This window comes from Pontibacillus salicampi (assembly GCF_042434395.1).
Lineage (GTDB): Bacteria > Bacillota > Bacilli > Bacillales > BH030062 > Pontibacillus > Pontibacillus salicampi.
In genome coordinates this window covers 135,278-154,066 of sequence record NZ_JBHLTP010000005.1, presented here as the reverse complement: position 1 = coordinate 154,066, position 18,789 = coordinate 135,278, and the positions used below count along the sequence as shown (strand labels likewise).

19 protein-coding genes, 1 rRNA gene and 1 riboswitch are annotated in these 18,789 nt (G+C 44.3%); of the genes, 16 read left to right on the top strand and 4 right to left on the bottom strand.

Annotated features, from left to right (window positions below):
• Positions 1-149: 149 nt before the first annotated feature.
• Positions 150-264 (top strand): 5S ribosomal RNA (gene rrf, locus ACFFGV_RS08795).
• A gap of 176 nt (positions 265-440) precedes the next feature.
• Here the strand turns inward: rrf and ACFFGV_RS08790 are convergent.
• Positions 441-899 carry an SRPBCC domain-containing protein gene (locus ACFFGV_RS08790; RefSeq protein WP_377346830.1) on the bottom strand — a complete coding sequence of 153 codons (459 nt, stop codon included), beginning with the start codon at positions 897-899 and terminating at the stop codon, positions 441-443.
• A 207-nt stretch (positions 900-1,106) separates the two neighbouring features.
• Between ACFFGV_RS08790 and ACFFGV_RS08785 the strand changes: the two genes are divergently transcribed.
• Both ACFFGV_RS08785 and ACFFGV_RS08780 read left to right on the top strand, forming a co-directional pair.
• Positions 1,107-1,409: a hypothetical protein gene (locus ACFFGV_RS08785; RefSeq protein WP_377346828.1), complete on the top strand. Its 303-nt coding sequence runs from the start codon at positions 1,107-1,109 to the stop codon at positions 1,407-1,409.
• A 191-nt stretch (positions 1,410-1,600) separates the two neighbouring features.
• A complete protein-coding gene (locus ACFFGV_RS08780; RefSeq protein WP_377346826.1) occupies positions 1,601-2,233 on the top strand; it encodes a CPBP family intramembrane glutamic endopeptidase in 633 nt (210 codons plus the stop codon).
• Positions 2,234-2,276: 43 nt separating this feature from the next.
• Here ACFFGV_RS08780 and ACFFGV_RS08775 read toward each other — a convergent pair whose 3' ends face one another.
• A complete protein-coding gene (locus tag ACFFGV_RS08775) occupies positions 2,277-2,708 on the bottom strand; it encodes an Hsp20/alpha crystallin family protein (RefSeq protein ID WP_377346824.1) in 432 nt (143 codons plus the stop codon).
• Between the two features lie 155 nt (positions 2,709-2,863).
• On the opposite strand from ACFFGV_RS08775, the gene ACFFGV_RS08770 reads away from it, so the two are divergent.
• From ACFFGV_RS08770 to purB, 3 genes are all read left to right on the top strand, one after another.
• Entirely contained in the window at positions 2,864-3,424 is a 561-nt protein-coding gene (locus ACFFGV_RS08770; protein ID WP_377346821.1) for a DUF2179 domain-containing protein, read from the top strand.
• Positions 3,417-3,614, top strand: coding sequence for an NETI motif-containing protein (locus tag ACFFGV_RS08765; protein ID WP_377346819.1), 198 nt, complete (start codon positions 3,417-3,419; stop codon positions 3,612-3,614). The genes ACFFGV_RS08770 and ACFFGV_RS08765 overlap by 8 nt, the downstream gene beginning before the upstream one ends.
• 213 nt (positions 3,615-3,827) lie before the next feature.
• Entirely contained in the window at positions 3,828-5,123 is a 1,296-nt protein-coding gene (gene purB / locus ACFFGV_RS08760) for an adenylosuccinate lyase (RefSeq protein WP_377346817.1), read from the top strand.
• 55 nt (positions 5,124-5,178) lie between these two features.
• Here purB and ACFFGV_RS08755 read toward each other — a convergent pair whose 3' ends face one another.
• Positions 5,179-6,465: a S8 family peptidase gene (locus ACFFGV_RS08755; RefSeq protein WP_377346814.1), complete on the bottom strand. Its 1,287-nt coding sequence runs from the start codon at positions 6,463-6,465 to the stop codon at positions 5,179-5,181.
• 309 nt (positions 6,466-6,774) lie between these two features.
• The gene (locus tag ACFFGV_RS08750; protein WP_377346812.1) at positions 6,775-8,292 is read right to left on the bottom strand and encodes a glycine betaine uptake BCCT transporter; all 1,518 of its coding nucleotides are present in this window, start codon (positions 8,290-8,292) and stop codon (positions 6,775-6,777) included.
• Between the two features lie 243 nt (positions 8,293-8,535).
• Positions 8,536-8,638, top strand: a riboswitch (purine riboswitch).
• A gap of 132 nt (positions 8,639-8,770) precedes the next feature.
• On the opposite strand from ACFFGV_RS08750, the gene purE reads away from it, so the two are divergent.
• The 10 genes from purE to purH are packed head-to-tail and all read left to right on the top strand — an operon-like array spanning position 8,771 to position 18,775.
• Positions 8,771-9,256 carry a 5-(carboxyamino)imidazole ribonucleotide mutase gene (gene purE / locus ACFFGV_RS08745; protein ID WP_377346809.1) on the top strand — a complete coding sequence of 162 codons (486 nt, stop codon included), beginning with the start codon at positions 8,771-8,773 and terminating at the stop codon, positions 9,254-9,256.
• Positions 9,249-10,340, top strand: coding sequence for a 5-(carboxyamino)imidazole ribonucleotide synthase (gene purK / locus ACFFGV_RS08740; RefSeq protein WP_377346807.1), 1,092 nt, complete (start codon positions 9,249-9,251; stop codon positions 10,338-10,340). Before purE ends, purK begins: the two co-directional genes overlap by 8 nt.
• A gap of 27 nt (positions 10,341-10,367) precedes the next feature.
• Positions 10,368-11,087: a phosphoribosylaminoimidazolesuccinocarboxamide synthase gene (gene purC, locus ACFFGV_RS08735; protein ID WP_377346804.1), complete on the top strand. Its 720-nt coding sequence runs from the start codon at positions 10,368-10,370 to the stop codon at positions 11,085-11,087.
• On the top strand, positions 11,080-11,331 hold the full coding sequence (gene purS, locus ACFFGV_RS08730; protein ID WP_377346802.1) for a phosphoribosylformylglycinamidine synthase subunit PurS: 252 nt from the start codon (positions 11,080-11,082) through the stop codon (positions 11,329-11,331). Before purC ends, purS begins: the two co-directional genes overlap by 8 nt.
• Positions 11,328-12,011, top strand: a complete 684-nt coding sequence (purQ, locus tag ACFFGV_RS08725) for a phosphoribosylformylglycinamidine synthase subunit PurQ (protein WP_377346799.1) — start codon at positions 11,328-11,330, stop codon at positions 12,009-12,011. Before purS ends, purQ begins: the two co-directional genes overlap by 4 nt.
• Complete coding sequence (gene purL, locus ACFFGV_RS08720) at positions 11,995-14,220, top strand: phosphoribosylformylglycinamidine synthase subunit PurL (protein ID WP_377346797.1); 2,226 nt, start codon at positions 11,995-11,997, stop codon at positions 14,218-14,220. Before purQ ends, purL begins: the two co-directional genes overlap by 17 nt.
• Entirely contained in the window at positions 14,196-15,620 is a 1,425-nt protein-coding gene (gene purF, locus ACFFGV_RS08715; protein WP_377346795.1) for an amidophosphoribosyltransferase, read from the top strand. The genes purL and purF overlap by 25 nt, the downstream gene beginning before the upstream one ends.
• Positions 15,617-16,651 carry a phosphoribosylformylglycinamidine cyclo-ligase gene (gene purM / locus ACFFGV_RS08710; RefSeq protein ID WP_377346793.1) on the top strand — a complete coding sequence of 345 codons (1,035 nt, stop codon included), beginning with the start codon at positions 15,617-15,619 and terminating at the stop codon, positions 16,649-16,651. Before purF ends, purM begins: the two co-directional genes overlap by 4 nt.
• Positions 16,648-17,250, top strand: a complete 603-nt coding sequence (purN, locus tag ACFFGV_RS08705; protein ID WP_377346790.1) for a phosphoribosylglycinamide formyltransferase — start codon at positions 16,648-16,650, stop codon at positions 17,248-17,250. The genes purM and purN overlap by 4 nt, the downstream gene beginning before the upstream one ends.
• Positions 17,237-18,775, top strand: a complete 1,539-nt coding sequence (gene purH, locus ACFFGV_RS08700) for a bifunctional phosphoribosylaminoimidazolecarboxamide formyltransferase/IMP cyclohydrolase (RefSeq protein ID WP_377346788.1) — start codon at positions 17,237-17,239, stop codon at positions 18,773-18,775. Before purN ends, purH begins: the two co-directional genes overlap by 14 nt.
• Positions 18,776-18,789 lie beyond the last annotated feature (14 nt).

The window sequence follows — 18,789 nt, the reverse complement described above, 5'->3', positions numbered from 1 at the left end:
TACGCATAAGCAAAAATACCGGAGGAGGCGATAAGCCTCTGGAGGGATTATTGCTTATGACGCTAGCCCCTAGGAGCCGGAGCTAGATCTCGATGCCGGATAATGATTCTTATCTAGTTTTGAAGGTGCTTCACCTTCCATAATCGAAGTATGGTGACTTAAGCGAAGAGGTCACACCTGTTCCCATGCCGAACACAGCAGTTAAGCTCTTCAGCGCCGATGGTAGTCGGGGTTTTCCCCCGCAAGAGTAGGACGTCGCCATGCACACAAGCAACCCCTTCCGTTTCGTACGGAAGGGGTTTTTCGTCGTGTTTTATTTCTAGTGAGAGGAGAAGAAGCTGTTGGTTTGAGAAATACATTTACGCTATTAAAGGAAGGAAAGTGTGCTGTTTTTAATGACAATAGTTCCTAAACGGCTGCCGCTCATACGCTATAGTAGCTCATATATTCATAGGCGGCATTGTTTTCCCAATCTCTAGATAGCTTTTAAGGTTACTCATGATTGCAGGCCATCCGTTATTTAAGCCGTAGAAGGTATTCTTGTCGTCGCTCCAATCCGTTTCGAGCAAATTGCTATGCTCCACCGTTAGTTTTGTTGTCTCCTCCAGCGACTTCAAGCTAAACGTGACCATCGTCGGTTCTGTTCGATTAGAATGATCTTCTGCATGTCTCCACGTAAAACAAAGGGTCTCAAATGGAATAACTTTTAATATTTCCCCTTCCACATCAAGCTCTCCTGTTTCGGTTACATAGCGTACGGTAGAGCCTTCTTTCCAATCAGATTGGACTTCCCTTTTGAAAAAATACTGTGTTGTAGCTTCTTTACTCGTTAGTGCCTCCCAAATCCTCTTTCGATCAGCAGCAATGTAGATAGTGTATTCGAATGTCTTGTTATGCATACTCTCTCTCCTTTTGTGAGGGTATCCTCTATGTTATACATAATCAAAAATGGAACAACTTGTCCATATATAACTCATGCCTGATTGAGTTAAAGAGGAGGAACTTAGCGGTAGCAGAAATATTAAGGTTTTATATGGTAATATACTAGAGGATAGATTGTTCCTATGAGCACCATAAAATCAAATTAGGTGCAAAGGAGGAAAACGATGATGGGTTATGTAAATATTAGTAGTCTTATACTAGGATTGATAGCTTGGATATTACCAGTCTATGCCATGATGAGTCACCAGAATAAGAGAGCCATGCTTTCTATTGTTAGTATTAGTTTATGCGGGGTTTCGTTATTTTTGCAACTTGTACATCAATATTATTTAGTGAGGCTAGAGGATTGGGGTGCTCTCGCTGACACGATCGGTGCAGTAGTGTTTGCTGCAGCTGCTCTGCTCTTGATCACTATTGCGCTTAATGTAGTTTCCTTTAAAAAGGGTCGTCCTCATTCAGTAGAGTAATGGAGCATATGCTGGATCAAGAATATCCAATCCTATACACATACTAAGGCATGGGCTGTAACTCGTGTCCTGTTTGTGTGGAACAATATTTTTCGTATTGCTGCTTTCATATTTTTTTCCTCTAGCATTGAAACTTATACAGGAAAATGGCTTGTCACTATCGTAATATGCAGTAAGGCGGGGTAATTTCCATGATCATTCTCTATTTACTAATACCAACTCTAATGATTGTACTGGGTCTAACTGTTTTTCAACATGTACTTCTTACGTTTTTACTATTCTATGGATGGTTTACACTTCTGATTTTCCGTAGATGGCAAAGGGGCTGGAGACCTGCTTTTCACCTTACAGGTAGTGGATGGTGGGTAGGAATAGGGTCAGGGGTGTTTTTTGGAAGTACAGTATTCGTGAGTATGTGGCTGCTGCAAGAACAGTTATTTGATAAGGAGCAGCTTGACATGCTATTAGCAAACTGGGGGTTCAGTGGGGCTAGTGTGTATGGTCTAATAGCAGTACTGCTCCTAATTAATCCTGTGCTGGAAGAGCTGTATTGGAGAGGTACTATCCATGAGCAGCTAAGAAGTCGTCTATCTTGCTTCCAAACGATTGTGCTTACATCGTGCTTTTATTCTCTTTATCATTTCTTTTCTATAATTCCGTTAGTGCTGTGGCCCTTCACTGTTCTATGTATGATTGCTGTGTTTGTTGCTGGTTGTTTTTGGGGATATATTAGGGAGAGGACCGGGTCTGTAACCGTTAGTATTGTCAGTCATGCCTTAGCAGATGCAGGTATTATGGGGGTGTACTGGTTTTTTCTACGATGATTCCCTCTAATCCAAAAAACCTCTAGTAGGACACTAGAGGTAGTTACTCTTCTAAATTTTTAATGTGTATACGCTGCTTATTAGTCTCCGGCTGGATGAGGCGATGGAGTTGAATAATTAATAGTCCGCTTTGATAGGTAGCTTTTATTTTATCTCCTCGTACAGGAAAGGGAAGCTCGATACTTCTTTCAAAGGACCCTTGCATGATTTCCTCCTGCATGAGCTGGTGATGAGGAGGAGACAGTGCAATAACACCGCGCAGGTCGAGAGTGGTGTAGTTAACGTAAAGGTCGACCTTATTAATATCTTCAAGGCCTGGTATGTTCACATACAGCATAATTTCATTGTCTGATTGATAGAGGTTGGTTTGTGGGATCTTTGGTTTAATTACATCTTCAAAGCCGCCCCAAAAATCTTCACCGAAAAACTTATCTAGATTTTTTCGCCAGTCCTGCATATTTCCATAAGGATCCATACATGTACCTCCTATAAATATTCCATTAGTCAAAAGTTGTGTAGGGAAAACGGTTTGCGATATAGTGTATGCAGAAGTGCTATATAGGTGAATGTCACGGGTATTACAAGTATGGTACATAGATTAGGTAATATAGAAAGGATGGATACGTACGTATGATAGAAAATTGGCTCGATAACAGCATAGTGATGGTCCTGATTATTTTAGTGGTGAACATCATCTATGTATCGTTCTTAACCATTAGAACTATTTTCACGCTAAAGGGTCAACGGTATTGGGCTGCGTTTATTAGTGTGTTTGAAATAACAGTGTACATCGTAGGGCTCGGTCTTGTGCTGGAGAACCTTGACCAGATTCAAAACGTTGTTGCTTATGCACTTGGTTTTGGACTAGGGGTTATTGTGGGAATGAAGATAGAAGAGAAATTAGCTCTTGGTTATATTACCGTTAATGTTATTTCTTCTAATCCAGATATCGAGTTTACGAAGCAATTACGAGATAAAGGGTATGGAGTAACAAGCTGGTTTGCTTATGGAATGGAAGGAGACCGCTTGGCTATGCAGATTCTAACACCAAGAAAATATGAGCTTTCTCTATATGAAACCATTAAACAAATTGATTCAAAGGCATTTATCGTAGCGTATGAGCCGAAGCAAATTCGCGGTGGTTTCTGGGTAAAACAAGTACGGAAAGGACGTATAAAAAAAGATGGGTAAAAAGAAAAAGCGCTTTGAGGTGGAAGAGGGTGTTTCCATTGATGAGGTGTTAGTGCAGATGAAGGAAGAAGGATATCGGCCAGTTCGCCGGGTGGAGGAACCGATTTTTCAAGAAATGAAGGAGAACGGGGAGAAGAAGATGGAGCCTGTCGCTCGAAAAATAATCTTTGATGCAGTTAAAAGCGAATGATGGTATATAATTATTTATAATCGTTCGGATTTAGTTGCTTTTTCTAATTCCTATTGATACCATTAAGGTATCTTGATGCCAATAAGGAACTGGAAAAGGTAGACTGGAAATGCTAGTCTATCACTTCTTACATAGAAGGATAGACTATTTTTTTATGGGTGAAGTTGGTCTGCCGTCGATAGGTGCTTTGAATTATAGAGAGGAGTGGTTCTGTTGATCGAGCGTTACACAAGACCAGAGATGGGTGCAATTTGGACAGAAGAAAATCGTTTTCGTGCCTGGCTGGAAGTAGAGATTCTGGCATGTGAGGCATGGAGTGAGTTAGGCTATATACCGAAGGAAGATGTACATAAGATAAGGGAGCATGCCTCCTTTGACATGAATCGAATCCACGAAATTGAAGAAGAAACGAGACACGATGTGGTTGCCTTCACAAGGGCTGTTTCAGAAACGCTTGGAGAAGAACGGAAGTGGGTTCATTATGGACTTACGTCAACGGACGTAGTAGATACGGCGCTTTCTTATTTAATTAAGCAAGCAAATGACCAGATTCGTACTGGTCTTCAAACGTTTCTTGACGTATTGGAAGAAAAAGCGAAAGAGCATAAGTACACCGTAATGATGGGGCGAACTCATGGGGTACATGCAGAACCGACTACATTCGGGCTAAAGCTGGCGCTATGGTATGAGGAAATGAAGCGGAATTACGAGCGCTTTGAAATGGCTGCCCATCAGATTGAATTTGGGAAGCTCTCAGGTGCTGTTGGTACGTATGCTAACATTGACCCTTTTGTGGAAGAGTACGTGTGTGAGAAGCTTGGATTAACTCCTGCGCCTGTTTCCACTCAGACATTGCAGCGTGATCGTCATGCACATTACGTATCGACTTTATCATTAATTGCTACATCTATTGAAAAATTCGCGGTAGAAATTCGCAATCTCCAAAAAACTGAGACACGTGAAGTGGAAGAATTCTTTGCAAAAGGGCAAAAAGGCTCCTCTGCCATGCCTCACAAACGCAACCCAATCGGCTCTGAGAATATGACTGGAATGGCTCGAGTTATCCGAGGGCATATGGTAACAGCTTACGAGAATGTTGCCCTTTGGCATGAGCGGGATATTTCCCACTCTTCAGCAGAGCGTATTATCTTACCAGACGCAACCATTGCGCTTGATTATATGTTGAATCGCTTCAGTGGAATCGTCAAAAAACTGACCGTATTTGAAGACAATATGCGAAACAACATGGACAAAACGTACGGGCTAATCTTCTCCCAACGTGTGCTGCTAACGCTAATTGATGAAGGCATGGTAAGGGAAGAGGCTTACGATATTGTTCAGCCTAAAGCCATGGAAGCTTGGGAAAAAGGGGTTCCCTTCCGTGAGCTAATAGAGGCTGATCCGACTATTCAAAACACACTTAGCAATGCACAGCTGGAATCCTGCTTTGATTATCAGCATCATTTGAAAAATGTTGACCGTATATTTGAACGAATAGGATTATCCTAAACGAGCAAAAGCCTGAGAAGAGATTCTCAGGCTTTTGTTATACATGGTGTGACTTCTATGGTATGACCTCGATGGTACTGTTTCCGAATGTATCAAATACTTCAATTAGGATGGGGTGTTTTTCTACATAAAGGTGAAATTCTTCCGGAGAAGCATCATCTGGTCCGTATCCAATATGGCTTTTTGGAGCAATTCCATTGATGAGGACATAATCCAGGTTCTTTTCATTGATATGAAGCTCCAGTTTAGTCGTGTTACCAACTAATGTTGTATGCGCTTCCAATTCAGGGGAGGTACTATCAATTTCATAGGCAACATCCCTATGCTGCCAGTCAATCCCATCGTGGTAAAAAATCCGAACCTCATGCTCTCCATCCTGGGAGGGAAGCATGATGGAATGCTGTCCTTCGGTAATGGTTTTGTAGTACCGTCCATTATCATGAACGTGTACTTTATCCACGTTATAGGAATCCAGCTTAATAGTCGGTGCCATCGTTTCATCTGCGCTCCAATCAATATTAGAGAACCATAAATAGCTTTCTTCCGTAGCAACAGCTTTAAACTTATTCATATCGAGTGTTTTAAGCTCTCTGTGCTCCTTTCCAACGTTATATACCATTGTTCTAGAATATTGATTTACATATTGAATTAATTGTTCGTTGGAAGCCTCTGGGTACACCTCTTTTAAATAAGCAAATACTCCCGCTGCATAGGCGCTCGCCATACTTGTTCCGCTAACAGTTGTAAAATCACCATGTAAACTAGCGCTTAACATGTTGATACCAGGGGAGATATAAGTGATGCCCTCTCCATAATTCCCAGACAATACACTATTTTTATAATCGGTTGCAGCAACAGGAATTACCTCTTTGTACTTGGCGGGATAGGTGAGTGTATCTTCTCCATCGTTACCAGAAGAAGCAATAAATAACACTCCTTTGTAGTTTCCGTACCGGATTGCTAGCTGGGTCATCGGATTGTAGGGCTGATGAAAGCTCATATTTACGATGTCTGCACCGTTCATAACAGCCAGCATAATCGCAAGGGGTGTATTGTGAGGAGAGCCAAGCTTTTTTACAGGAAGCACCTTTACACTGGTATGCTCGTTTAATTGACTAATGATGCCTGATACTTGGGTGCCATGGCCCATCGTATCCTCAGGATGGAAATCCCAATCTATCAAATCATATCCAGGGAGGAGGCGGTCTTGAAAGATAGGATGAGAAGTATCGACACCGGAATCGAGCACGGCAACTACAGTCTCATCTGTATCAAAATCAAACAGAAGCATAAAAGCAAGAAGGCATTGAAGTAGGAAGAGAAGCAGCCATTTCCAATTCATATATTCGCCCCATTTCAAATCTTTTATCTGTGCTAAGGAAGAAAAAGTAGATATGTACAAGGGGGTATTATTAACTATATGAAAATAAGTGAGAAATATGTATGAGTTTACTAGATAATACAATGAAATGTAAAAAAATACAAGATAATAACTGGTCTACTATTCTATGCTATAGCATGTAATTAGGTGAGAAAAGGCGGAAGAGCGCATAACCCATCTCCAAGCATGTTCCTGTCTCAGCGCCTCTAACAACATCAACACCATACAAAAACCCGAGAGATTAGTCTCTCGGGTTTTCCCATTCTTCTATTAAGCTGAAGTGTGTTGTTTTGAGTTTTGCTGTTTCTCCACTTTTGCTGCATCCTGCTTCAAGGCTTTGAGCAGTGATACGATCATTAAGAGGAGGATGATTGCGAACGGGAAGGCGGACACAATCGAAGCGGTTTGCAGCGCGTTTAATCCTCCAGAGAATAGAAGTACGGTTGCGATTGCCGCTTGAATGACACCCCATGTTAACTTAACAGAGTTAGCTGGGTTTAGGCTTCCGTTCGTTGTCTGCATACCGAGTACGAAGGTAGCAGAGTCTGCTGATGTGATAAAGAATGTACTAATTAAAAGAATGGCTACAACTGTAATAACAATGCCTAGTGGTAGTCCTTCTAGTGTTCCGAATAGTGCCTGCTCGGTCGGTAGATCGGTTAAACCAGTGTTTGTTCCATCTAGCTCCTGTTTCAGGCTTGTACCTCCGAATACAGCGAACCAGAATGCACTGAATGCACTTGGCAGAATTAATACGCCCATGACAAATTCTCGAATAGTACGACCCTTGGATACTCGGGCAATAAAGGTACCAACAAATGGGGACCATGCGATGAACCAAGCCCAGTAGAATACGGTCCAGCCTTGGATCCATTCATTGTGCTGTTCACTGAGTGGAGCCATTTGGAAGCTCATTCTTGGTAGATTTTGAATATATCCACCGATTGTACTAGAGAAGATATCCATAATAAATACGGTTGGACCTAATACTAGAGTTAATGCTATTAATGCTACTGCTAGTACGATGTTAGCGTTACTTAAATATTTAATACCTTTTCCAATACCACTCCATGCAGAAATCATGAAGAGGATTGTTACGATTACAATAATGATGAATTTCGTCATCAGGTTGTTTTCAATATTACTAATGAAGGAAAGCCCTCCACCAATTTGGGATGCTCCTAATCCAAGGGAGGTAGCTACTCCAAAGATGGTTGCAAATACTGCGATAACGTCAATTGTTTTACCGAATGGACCATTTACCCGATCACCGAGTAATGGCTGGAAGGTTGCACTAATAACTCCAGGTGCTTTACGACGGAATTTGAAATAGGCAATAGCCAATGCGATTACCGTGTAAATTGCCCAAACGTGAATCCCCCAGTGGAACGTCGCATATCGTAAGGCTTTTTTAGCTGCCTCAGCTGTTTCTGCATCACCGGTTGGTGGGTTCGCGAAGTGGGATAGCGGCTCTGCAGATCCCCAGAATACGAGACCAATTCCCATACCAGCACTAAATAACATGGCGAACCAGGTTATGGTATTATATTCCGGTTTCTCATCTGGCTGCCCAAGACGTAATTTACCGTAAGGGCTGAAGATGAGATAAATAGAGAAGATAACAAAAATAGCAACGGTAAGTTGATAGAACCAGCCAAAGTTTCCGGTTAGGAAGCTTTGTGCTACTCCTGAATAAGTAGATAATGTTTCTGGAGACCATGCACCCCAGGCTACAAAAATGGCTGCGAGTACGAGTGATATCCAAAAAACGGGCGAGACTTTATTCATAGAATCTCCTTTCTGCTTTTTCCTATCTTTTTATTTAGTTTAAACTGTACATACGTTTCAATCCGGATATAAGTTTAACATTATTTTTGAATTAGTCAATGTATTCACTAGTTTCCTTTAGGAAAATGTATCAAAATTTTGATTCCAAACAGGGTGATAAACGAACATTAATGGTGTTTCAGTTGCGTATCGTTCGACAATAAAGTTGACGAAGCTGTGCTAGTGCTGTTACCATGTGAATAGAAGTAAATAGCTACAAATCCTCGTATAATCTCGGGAATATGGCCCGTAAGTCTCTACCCAACAGCCGTAAATTTGTTGGACTATGAGGGAAGATGGACGAACAATTACAGGAGTATCCGTTGTACCATTCGGATTGACTCTTTCCTTAAGGGGGCGTCTATTATCTTCTCTCTATTTGAAGAGGAAGATAATAGACGCTTTTTTTTATAATTTTTTTAATCAGGAGTGATGATAGTTGGTTAAAGTTGGCGTTGTTATGGGCAGCATCTCGGATTGGGATACGATGAAGCAGTGCTGTGATATGCTTGATTATTTTGACATTCCTTATGAAAAGGATATCGTTTCCGCGCATCGAACTCCAGACGATTTATTTCAGTATGCTGAGTTAGCAAGAGGAAAGGGCATAAATGTCATCATTGCTGGAGCGGGAGGAGCGGCTCATCTTCCTGGCATGCTGGCATCCAAAACAACTATACCCGTTATTGGAGTCCCTATAACCTCTAAATTAAATGGATATGATTCCCTGCTGTCTATTGTTCAGATGCCTGGTGGTGTCCCTGTTGCAACGATGGCGGTTGGGGCAGCGGGTGCGAAGAATGCAGGCATATTTGCAGCGGAAATGATTGGGAGCTTTGAAAGCGAAGTTGCTGCTAAGCTAGCTTACTATAAAAAAGAATTAGAGAATCGAGTGGAACAGATGAGGGGGGAGCTTCATGAATAAACCTATTCTGCCAGGAAGTACTATTGGCATCCTTGGTGGAGGTCAGCTTGGCAAGATGATGGCCATTGATGCCAAGCAGATGGGGTACCGTGTTGTTGTGCTCGATCCTGGGGAGGATGGTCCGTGTGCGCAGGTGGCAGATCGGCATATTCAGGCCAATTTAGATGATATCCCGGCAGCCATCCAGCTTGCAGAGGAGGCTGACGTCATTACCTATGAATTTGAAAATGTAGATTTACAGCTTGCTAGTGAACTAGAATCTCGTCAGAAGCTTCCACAAGGAGCCTATGCGCTGCAAGTTACACAGGATCGAGAGAAGGAAAAGGCTGTGCTGACAGAGGCTGGGGTGAAGGTTGCGCCTTATCATATCGTGAAGACTTCAGAGGAGCTACAAGCAGCGGTAACGTCCCTCGGCTATCCTTGTGTTATGAAAACGACTAGAGGCGGATACGACGGAAAAGGGCAATGGAAGCTGATAAGCGAAGAGGATTTCAAGCAATTAAACGGTCAAGTCGAGAAATCTGGACCTTGCATCGTGGAGTCCTGGCTTCCGTTTACAATGGAAATCTCTGTGGTGATGACTAGAGGTGGGGATGGCGATGTAAAGCTTTTTCCTATACCGGAAAATAGCCATGAGGATCATATTTTGAAGCGAAGTATCGTCCCAGCCAGAATAAACAGCGAGATTCTCAAGAAGGCGCAGCAGGCAGCTCAGGCTATTGCAGAGCATATTCAGTTTCTCGGAACGTTTACGGTAGAACTGTTTGTAGTAGATAACGAGATCTATGTGAATGAAATGGCGCCAAGACCTCATAATTCTGGGCACTACACGATAGAGGCGTGTAACGTTTCTCAATTTGGTCAGCATATCCGGGCCATTTGTGGGCTGCCATTATTGGAAATAGATACGCCGTATGCGGCAGTCATGACGAACATTTTAGGAGAGGAGGCGGAGGAATTCTATACAAACGCCGCAGCCTTCCAACAGAGTCATGTGCATCTTTATGGCAAGGATGCAATAAAGCCGAAGCGGAAAATGGGGCATGTCACAAGGATAGCAAACAAGCTTGAGGAGATTTTATAAAATTCCATGGTTAGGTGGGGGTAAGGGATGAAAGGCGCATTATTATATGAAGGAAAAGCGAAAAAGGTCTACTCCATGTTAGGGGAGGAGTATCAGTTAATTTTGGAATATAAGGATGATGCTACTGCGTTTAATGGGAAGAAGCATCGCATCTTCCCTGGGAAGGGACAGTTGAACAATAAAATTTCCGCTCACATCTTTGAATACTTACACGATCAGGGGATACCTTCTCATTTTATCCAGCAGCTCTCCGCTACAGAGCAGCTCGTCCATCAAACTCACATTATTCCGATAGAGGTAGTTGTACGAAATGTAGCTACGGGAAGCTTGACGAAACGGCTTGGTATTACAGATGGTCGCTCCTTCGAGAATCCTTTAGTGGAATTATATTATAAAAAGGATGAGCTGAACGATCCGCTCATTAATGATGACCATGCGAAGCTTTTGACGGGCATTCAGGAGAAGGAGCTTTCCTTCCTCAAAGAGCAAGCGCTTCTAGTTAATGAACAGCTGCACGCTTTGTTTAAAAAAATGGACATCACTCTCGTTGATTTTAAGCTGGAGTTTGGCCGATTGCATGATCGCACGATTGTTTTATCCGATGAAATCTCTCCAGATACGTGCCGGCTGTGGGAGAAGGGTACAAATCGGAAAATGGATAAGGATGTATTCCGTCAGGATACAGGAGATTTATTAGAAGTATATGAAGCGATTTGGCAGCGACTAAAGGAGGATATTCATGTATAAAGTGAAGGTGTATGTGACATTAAAAGAGGGCGTTTTGGATCCGCAGGGGAAGGCTATTCAGCATTCCTTGGCATCCTTATCCTTTGAAGAGGTCGAGGAAGTAAGGGTTGGGAAATATATTGAATTATTCGTGGGAGCACATGAAAGCTTAGAGGCAAGAGTGAATGAAATGTGTGATCAGCTGCTCGCCAATCCTGTCATAGAAGATTATCAGTACGAAATAGAGGAGGCGGTCGAGCAGTGAGGTTTGCTGTAGTCGTTTTTCCAGGTTCGAATTGTGATCGCGATATGCTTCATGCCATAACAGATGGCCTGCAGGAAGAGGCAGCCTTCGTTTGGCATACGGAAACGGATTTATCCGAATATGATGCTGTGTTGCTGCCAGGGGGATTCTCTCATGGGGATTACCTACGTGCTGGTGCGATGGGGGCAACGGCTCCTATTATGCAGGCTGTGAAGGAAGCTGCAGCACAGGGGAAGCCAGTACTTGGAGTGTGTAATGGATTTCAGATTTTACTAGAATCAGGACTGCTTCCTGGTGCATTGCTGCGAAATGAGAAGCTTTCCTTCATATGTCGGAATGTTCCGATAACGATTCGTAGTAAAGACACGATGTTTACCAATCAATTTACAAACGACGAAGAGATTGTTCTGCCTATCGCTCATGGGGACGGTAATTATTTCTGCGATGAAGCCACGTATCAATCTCTAGCGGAGCATAATCAGATTATTTTCACCTATCCGAACAACCCTAATGGCTCTGTACATGACATTGCTGGAATTACCAATAAAGAGGGGAATGTACTTGGAATGATGCCCCATCCTGAGCGGGCAGTAGAGGCTTTGTTGGGGTCAACAGACGGAGTGCGGTTATTTCGATCCATCTTAATCCATTGGAGGGAAGCACATGTACTCAACGCTTGAAGTAAGTCCAGAGACAATTGAACAGGAACAGCTATATAAAGAGATGGGGCTGACAGAAGCGGAGTTTGCCTCTATTAAAACTATCATGGGGCGTGTGCCTAACTACACGGAAACGGGATTGTTTTCCGTAATGTGGTCAGAGCATTGCAGCTACAAAAATTCAAAACCTCTATTAAAGAAGTTCCCTACCAGTGCTCCACACGTTCTACAAGGTCCTGGCGAGGGGGCTGGGATAATCGATATCGGAGACGATAAGGCAGTCGTGTTTAAAATAGAAAGTCATAACCACCCTTCTGCCATTGAGCCTTATCAAGGAGCAGCCACAGGGGTAGGTGGTATATTGCGGGATGTTTTTTCCATGGGAGCTCGTCCTATCGCCCTGTTGAATTCGTTACGGTTTGGAGAGCTGACCTCGGAACGAGTGAAATACCTATTCCGTGAAGTCGTTCATGGCATCGCTGGATACGGTAATTGTGTAGGTGTTCCAACCATTGGTGGGGAGGTGCAGTTCGATTCATGCTATGAAGGTAATCCGTTAGTGAATGCGATGTGTATCGGGTTAATAGAGCAAAAGGATATTCAAAAAGGGATTGCAACAGGGATTGGTAATACCGTCATGTATGTTGGAGCTCCAACAGGGAGAGATGGTATTCATGGGGCTACCTTCGCTTCAGAGGAGTTATCCGATGCATCAACCAGCAAACGCCCTTCTGTTCAGGTCGGGGATCCGTTCATGGAGAAATTGCTCATTGAAGCCTGCTTAGAAATCACCCAATGTGATGCCCTAGTAGGGATGCAGGATATGGGAGCTGCAGGACTGACCTCATCTGCAAGTGAGATGGCCAGCAAGTCTGGAACTGGTATAGAAATGATGATGGATAATGTACCACAGCGAGAGAAGGATATGACACCGTATGAATTAATGCTTTCTGAATCTCAGGAGCGGATGCTGCTTATCGTTGAAAAAGGCCGGGAAGCAGAAATTGAAGCTATCGTAGAAAAGTACGATCTTAGCGCTTGTGCGATTGGAGAAGTCATCGAGGAGAAGGTATTGCGTCTTTGTCATCATGGCGAAACGGTGGCCGAGGTTCCGGTCGATGCATTAGCAGAAGAAGCACCTGTGTATGTGCAGGAATCCATTGTTCCTGAATATTATCAAGACTTTCAACAGCGAGCTCCGTACCAGCCAGCGGTAGAGGACACTAACAACATGGTCATGCAGCTGCTGCAGCAAGCTACTATCGCCAGTAAAGAATGGGTATATGATCAATACGACACGATGGTAGGAACCAATACAGTGGTGACACCTGGCTCAGATGCAGCTGTGCTCAGAATTCGGGATACAGAAAAGGCGATTGCCATGACTACGGATTGTAATTCTCGGTATATTTATTTAGATCCAATGATGGGCGGTAAAATAGCGGTAGCTGAGGCAGCACGTAATATTGTTTGTTCTGGTGGTAAGCCTCTCGCATTAACAGATTGCTTGAACTTTGGAAGCCCAGACGTGCCAGAGAATTACTGGCAAATGGAGAAGACCGTAGAAGGGATGAGTGCTGCTTGCAACAAGCTTACTACCCCGGTCATTAGTGGCAACGTATCTCTATATAATGGTTCAAACAATCAATCCATCTATCCTACACCAGTGGTAGGGATGGTCGGTCTCATTCATCATGTTGATCATATTACTCGTCAAGGCTTTCAACAGCCAGGCGATGCGATTTATGTGATTGGAGACGCGGAAAGTGAATTTGGCGGCAGTGAGCTTCAGAAGGTACTGGAGGGGTCGTATTTCGGTCAGCCTCCTGCCATCGATTTAGAGACAGAGCAACGTCGACAGGAACAGGTTTTAACAGCTATTAAGGAAGGGATTATTCAATCCGCACATGATTTGGCGGAGGGCGGCCTAGCGGTTGGGCTGGCTGAATGTCTTATAGAGAACGAGTTAGGCTGTGATGTGTCCTTACAGGGGGAAGCTACAGCAGAGCTCTTTAGTGAGACGCAATCCCGATATATCGTATCCGTTCACAAAGACAATACAGAGCATCTAGAGCAGTGTATACCAGAGGCTCGTTATATCGGCAATGTTATGGACCATGGATATATGAATGTGACAATAGGTAATCAGCGCAAAGTGTCTCTAGCAACTCAAGCTATGAAAACAGCCTGGAAGGAGGCCATCCCATGCTTGCTGAAATCAAAGGGTTAAATGAAGAATGTGGAGTATTTGCAGTGTGGGGCCATGAGGATGCAGCTCAACTTACGTATTATGGTCTGCATAGTCTTCAGCATCGTGGTCAAGAAGGGACGGGAATTGTCGCTTCAAATGGGGAAGCATTACACATTGAAAAAGGGCTCGGTCTCGTGACGGAAGTTCTTCAGGAGAAGCAATTTGAACGCCTGCAAGGTCATGCGGCACTTGGCCATGTGCGCTACGCGACTCAAGGAGACGGCGGCTATGAGAATGTTCAGCCTTTGCTTTTCCGTTCCCAGTCAGGTGGTCTCGCTCTTGCGCATAACGGTAACCTTGTAAACGCCCATGCATTAAAGCATCAGCTGGAGGCGCAAGGCAGTATTCTCCAAACGACCTCTGACACGGAAGTGATTGCTCACCTCATTAAAAGAAGCGGATCGCTCCCATTACATGATCGTATAAAGCAGGCACTGCCTATGCTAAAGGGAGCTTATGCTCTTGTGCTTATGACAGAGGAGCAAATGTTTGTAGCGCAAGACCCGCGTGGACTCCGTCCTTTATCTATCGGGAAGCTTGGGGATGCCTACATCGTTTCCTCTGAAACGTGTGCCTTTGATGTAGTAGGAGCGGAATATATTAGAGACGTGGAAGCGGGCGAGATGATAGTTTTGGATGCGGATGGTATGTATTCCGATCGATTTGCAGCGCCCATTCAACGGACAATGTGCTCCATGGAGTATGTGTATTTTTCTCGTCCGGACAGTAATATTGATGGCATTAACGTGCATTCCTCCCGTAAACGGATGGGCAAGGAGCTAGCCGTGGAAGCACCGATTGATGCAGACGTGGTGACGGGTGTGCCTGACTCGAGCATTTCAGCGGCAATTGGATTTGCAGAGCAATCAGGTATTCCGTATGAGCTAGGGCTTATCAAGAATCGCTATGTAGGTCGTACCTTTATTCAGCCGTCCCAGGAGCTTCGGGAGCAAGGGGTTAAGATGAAGCTCTCTGCTGTAAGAGGGATTGTCGAAGGGAAGCGAGTCGTCATGGTAGACGATTCGATTGTTAGAGGAACGACGAGCAAACGGATCGTTCGCATGCTAAAGGAAGCAGGTGCAACAGAGGTGCATGTGCGTATTGGTGCACCGCCTATCAAGAATCCGTGTTATTACGGCATTGATACATCGACAAAGGAAGAGCTGATTGCTGGGTCCAAAAGCGTGGAAGAAATTCGGGAGCTTATCGAAGCAGATAGTCTTGCCTTTTTATCCGTAGAAGGGTTAGAAGAAGCGATAGGAAAAAGAGACAATACCATCAAGCATGGCTATTGTCAGGCCTGCTTTACTGGATCCTACCCAACGGAGATTTATCCGAGCACCCTTCATCCCCATGATAAAGAGGAGGCGAAACTGTGAGAGAGTCATACAAGCAAGCAGGAGTAAATGTTGAAGCAGGCTATGAGGCAGTGGATCGGATGAAGGAACACGTGAAGCGGACCCATCGCAAGGAAGTAATCGGAGGATTAGGTAGCTTTGGAGGCATGTTTGATATGTCTTCTCTTCCATATCAGGAGCCTGTCCTTATTTCTGGTACTGATGGTGTCGGCACGAAGCTAAAGCTAGCCTTTTCTGTAGATAGACACGATACTGTCGGGATAGACGTTGTAGCTATGTGCGTTAATGACATTGTCGCACAAGGAGCGGAGCCGTTATTTTTCCAGGATTATATTGCATGCGGGAAAAATGATCCAACGAGAATTGAGGCCATCGTAAAGGGGATAGCCGATGGGTGTGAGCAAGCCAGGTGTGCCCTCATTGGAGGAGAAACAGCTGAAATGCCTGGTATGTATGAGGAAGAAGAATATGACTTAGCAGGATTTGTGGTTGGAGCAGCGGATAAAAACGATATTATTACGGGGCAAGAGGTGGAGACAGGAGATACGTTAATCGGAATTGCTTCTAGCGGTGTGCATTCGAATGGATTTTCGCTTATTCGGAAATGGATAGACACGTACAACCTTGATATCACAAGGGTTGATCCTCGATTAGATCAAACGTTTGATCAATCCCTTGGTGAGGCTCTTCTTACCCCGACGAAAATCTATGTGAAGGCAATCCAGGCACTAAAGCAGGAAGTTTCTATTAAAGCCATTTCACATGTAACCGGCGGTGGCTTTGATGAAAATATTCCACGCATGTTTTCTGGATCATATGGAGCCCGCATTGAGATCAACAGCTGGCCTGTTCTTCCGATCTTCACATATCTTCAGCACATTAGCGGTTTAGGGCAGCAAGAGATGATGAGCATTTTCAATATGGGGATCGGCATGGTCATTGCTGTTGATCCAAAGGATGCGAAAGAAGCCATCCGGTTGTTAGAAGAAGCTGGAGAAGCTGCCTACGAAATTGGTAACGTAACAACGGCACAAGGAGTGACCTATGCATGAAGGAACAGCATCCGACCAATATAGCTATTTTTGCTTCTGGTAGCGGCTCAAATTTTGATAAAATTGCGAAGAAGGCGGAAACGGGCCACTTGACGTGTAACGTGAAAATCCTAATTTGTGATAAAGAGCAGGCCATGGTAATGGAAAAGGCACAAGCACTAGGAATTCCTGTGTTCTCCTTTCGTGCCAAGGATTACGAGAATAAAGAAGCCTTTGAAAAGGAGATAGTGGACCGACTTCAAGAAGAGGGTGTTGAACTGGTTGTGTTAGCGGGATATATGCGTCTTATCGGAACAACCTTGTTAGAGGCATTTCCTAATCGTATAGTCAATATCCATCCATCGCTCCTGCCTTCGTTTCCAGGTAAAGATGCCGTGCAGCAGGCTCTCGACGCCCGTGTGAAAGTGACAGGGGTCACGGTACATTTCGTTGATGAGGGAATGGACACCGGCCCGATTATAGCTCAGGAAGCGGTGCGAGTTACGACAGAGGATGATGTTACGAGCCTTCAGAGTAAAATTCAGCAAGTGGAGCATCGGCTCTATCCAGCAGTTATTCAACAATTAGTCGAAGGAGAGATGTATCGTGTCACAACATAAGCGCGCCTTATTGAGCGTATCGAATAAAGAAGGAATTGTAGCATTTGCAAAGCAACTAGTAGAGCAGGGGTATGAGCTTGTGTCTACTGGAGGTACGAAACGAAAGCTCGAGGAGGCTGGAGTTCCTGTTGCATCAGTATCAGACATTACCCAATTCCCAGAAATTCTGCAGGGGCGTGTCAAAACACTGCACCCTCATATTCATGCCGGACTATTAGCTCAACAGGATAAAGAGGACCATGTTAAGCAGCTAGAAGACCTTGGTATTAACGGAATAGAGCTTGTTGTGGTGAATCTATATCCATTTAAAGAAACGATTGCTAAGGATGGTATTACAGAAGAAGAAGCAATTGAAAACATTGATATCGGTGGTCCGACTATGCTGCGAGCTGCAGCCAAGAACTTTCAGCACGTCACAGTGGTGGTCGAGCCAGACCATTACGAGGAAGTGCTCTCTTACATAAAAGAAGGTGAGGTGCCTGTTACCTATCGTAAGCAATTAGCGGCGAGGGTATTCCAGCATACAGCAAGCTATGATGCTCACATTGCCGGCTATTTCGCGGAAGCAGTAGAAGACAGCGCACCTGAGCAATATACGAGAACCTATGAAAGGGTCCAATCCTTGCGATATGGGGAAAACCCTCACCAGCAGGCAGCCTTTTACCAGGATCCATTATACAAGGGGATTTCTCTAGCACATGCCAGCCAATTAAACGGAAAAGAGCTTTCCTATAATAATATTCAGGACGCTAATGCTGCCTTATCCATGGTGCTTGATTTTACAGAGCCCGCAGCTATTGCAGTGAAGCATATGAACCCATGCGGCGTTGGTACGGCTGATTCTCTTTTTGGAGCATATGAGCGAGCGTATGCGGCTGATCCTGTTTCCATTTTTGGCGGCATAGTCGCAGTAAATCGGGAGCTAGATGGCAACACCGCAGAGAAAATGAAAGAGATTTTCCTAGAAATCATTATTGCCCCTTCCTTCTCCAAGGAAGCGCTAGATATCTTAACCACGAAGAAGAACCTGCGCCTGTTACAGGTGGATATGACGAAGGAGCAGGGGGCTGGTCAGCAGCTTACCTCAGTCCGTGGTGGATTGCTAGTACAAGATGTAGACGAGGCTAGCCTAGAGGATGTTACAACCTCTGTGCCAACGGATAGAGAGCCGACAGAACAAGAATGGCAAGACTTGAAGCTAGCGTGGAAGGTCGTTAAGCATGTGAAATCGAACGCTATCGTGGTTGCAAAGGGGCAGCAGACAGTTGGTGTTGGTGCTGGACAAATGAACCGTGTTGGAGCAGCCAAGATAGCTTTTGAGCAAGCTTCCGACCATAGTCACGGAGCAGCTCTTGCTAGTGACGCCTTCTTCCCGATGCCAGATACAGTGGAAGAAGCAGCCAAGGCTGGAATTACAGCTATTATACAGCCAGGCGGCTCAAAGCGAGATCAGGATTCCATCGATGCGTGTAACGAACACGGGATTACGATGGTCTTTACAGGAATGCGTCACTTTAAACACTAATTTGGTCAAAGAAG